Here is a 2496-nt window from a genome sequence, read left to right on the forward strand (position 1 = left end):
AAAAGTTATCCACAAAGCGAAATTTTATAATTTCCTTAACAATAAAAAAACTATGCATTGAAAAACATGCATAGTTTTCTTTCTATGTATTTTTAGTATTTATCATTTCGAAAGCTTACCCCACGGTGTTCCGAGTCTAGGTAATATCCATCGATCTAGTCCATACCATCCAGCAACTTTCCATGCAAGTACTAACCAAGTACCAAGTATAAATAATAAAGGATTTGTACTAAGAGTGCCAGCGAATAAAAAGCTTACATTCATGAAAGTCCCGAAAAATGCAGCAATCCCTGTTAGTAAGCCAAAGATTAAACCCAATCCAACAAGCACTTCGCCGATAGATACCATGTATGAAAATAATTTAGCATTCGGTAAAACGAAGCTTTCTAGAAAAGATGCATACCAACCAGTTACATCCGCTGTTTCCATCGACTTTGCAAGAGCACCTTGTACAAAGCCTGTTATGGCACCACCTGCATTTTCGCCTGTCCAATTTTCGTTCCAAACTTTACCCCAGCCTGAATTTAACCAAACCCAGCCTAAATAAATGCGTACGAATAACCAAAAAACACCTGACCGTGTATCATTGAACAAAAATTGTGATACAGGATTTTCTGGAACATAAATAACTTCCTTTTTCTCCAAAAATACCACCTCTTTCCTAATTTATTATAGCTATTACTGGAAAGTATTTTCTATACAAATGTTAAGAAAAGGGTGAACTTATAATGGATTGTAACAATTTGTTCAATTTATTACTTAAAAATACTATGCGTAGTAAACATGTCGCTTTCTTACCATTTCTCGATAAAATAAAAACTCTGTATGAATTAAATATCATACAGAGCGGGAACTATTTATTAGTAAACGGATATGGGAGAAAAAAATTCTTCATATAAAGCACGTAATATTTGGTTTTCTTTATCTGAAAGGACACCAAATACTAAACTTACTTCTGAAGGGCCTTGATTAATCATTTCTATGTTGGCACCAGTACTGGAGATTGCCGAGGCAGCTCTTGCAGCTAAGCCTGTATTATTTCTCATACCTTCTCCAACAATAACAATCATTGAAAAGCCATGACGGAAATAAACATCATCAGCTTGTAACTCTTCTTTAATTCTTTTTGTAATACGTTCTTCTGCTTCTGGTGTTAATTGATGAGAACGTATAATTACAGAAATATCATCTAATCCTGACGGCGTATGCTCATAAGAAATATGTTCTTCTTCAATAATTTGTAGAAGTTTACGTCCGAAACCAATTTCTCGATTCATTAAGTATTTTGAAACATACAAAGTTGAAAAACCACTATCAGCTGAGATACCAGTTACTGGTCGGCTATTCAAGGTTCTAGTTGGTAAAATTTTCGTACCTGGTGCTGACGGATTATTTGTATTTTTTATCGTTACCGGAATGCCTAGTTTATATACAGGCATCAATGCTTCATCATGGAAAACGGAGAATCCAGAATAGGATAGTTCACGCATTTCTCGATAAGTTATTTCTTTAATACCTACAGGATCGTTCACAACTTTTGGATTTGCGCTAAATACACAATCTACATCTGTAAAGTTTTCATATAGTACAGCTTTCACAGCTGCCGCTAAAATGGAACCCGTAATATCTGATCCTCCACGATCGAATGTACGAAGAGTTCCGTCCTTTGTATAACCAAAGAAGCCCGGGAATACAACTATTTCTTCACAGTCTCTTAGCTTGCTTAAATTTTCATATGCTTCTGGTAATGCGAATGTTCTTTCTGGAAAATCATTGACTACTAAGCCTTCTTTAGGACTTACATACTTCGCTTTTAAGCCAATTGAGTTAAAGTAAGCTGCGATTAATTTGGCATTGTTATCTTCACCACTAGCTTTTAAATTATCAACAAATAAATCAACATTTGCTTTATCGAAATTTACACGTTCTTGCAAATCTTGTGCTATGATATCGCAAATTGTTTGATCTATTTCAAGGTCATCTATTATTTCTTTATATCGATTAACAACTTTTTGAAGTTTCCCTTCAACATCGCCGTTTTTTAATGCCGCGTTAGCTAGATCTATTAAAAGATCCGTTACTTTAATATCATCACTGAAACGTTTACCTGGTGCAGACACTGCGACTATTCGTCTTTCAGGATTAGATTTCACAATGTTTGCGACTTTTCTTATTTGTTCAGCATTCGCAACGGAAGTACCACCAAATTTACATACTATCATTTCACCAAATCCTTACTTTTCAAAATTGTATTTTCCACAAAAACATTTGACTTATCACAGTGTACAAATATTCATAACTTACGTCAATAGTATTTAAATAAAAACAATAAAAATTACCAATCATTATAATAGACTTTTTAAATACAGTCTATTATATGTCGTTTATTTGTTTAGGATAGCATTTTTGCCCAAGTGACAGCAACCTAACTGAAAATAAAACCGCATACATTCAATATTGAATGTACACGATTTTACTATTTCCGTTACTTTGTAT

General features: G+C 33.9%; 2 protein-coding genes. Both read right to left on the minus strand.

Annotated elements, in window-relative coordinates:
* Positions 1 to 102: 102 nt before the first annotated feature.
* The gene (locus CD30_RS18825) at positions 103 to 645 is read right to left on the minus strand and encodes a DoxX family protein (RefSeq protein ID WP_036180640.1); all 543 of its coding nucleotides are present in this window, start codon (positions 643 to 645) and stop codon (positions 103 to 105) included.
* A 215-nt stretch (positions 646 to 860) separates the two neighbouring features.
* Positions 861 to 2222 carry an aspartate kinase gene (locus CD30_RS18830; protein WP_036180643.1) on the minus strand — a complete coding sequence of 454 codons (1362 nt, stop codon included), beginning with the start codon at positions 2220 to 2222 and terminating at the stop codon, positions 861 to 863.
* Between the last annotated feature and the right edge of the window lie 274 nt (positions 2223 to 2496).

The organism is Ureibacillus massiliensis 4400831 = CIP 108448 = CCUG 49529, from assembly GCF_000772965.1.
GTDB lineage: Bacteria > Bacillota > Bacilli > Bacillales_A > Planococcaceae > Ureibacillus > Ureibacillus massiliensis.

Coding starts and splice junctions, on each gene's coding strand:
- CD30_RS18830 (WP_036180643.1), bottom strand. CDS start 2,222: ATGATAGTATGTAAATTTGGTGGTACTTCCGTTGCGAATGCTGAACAA.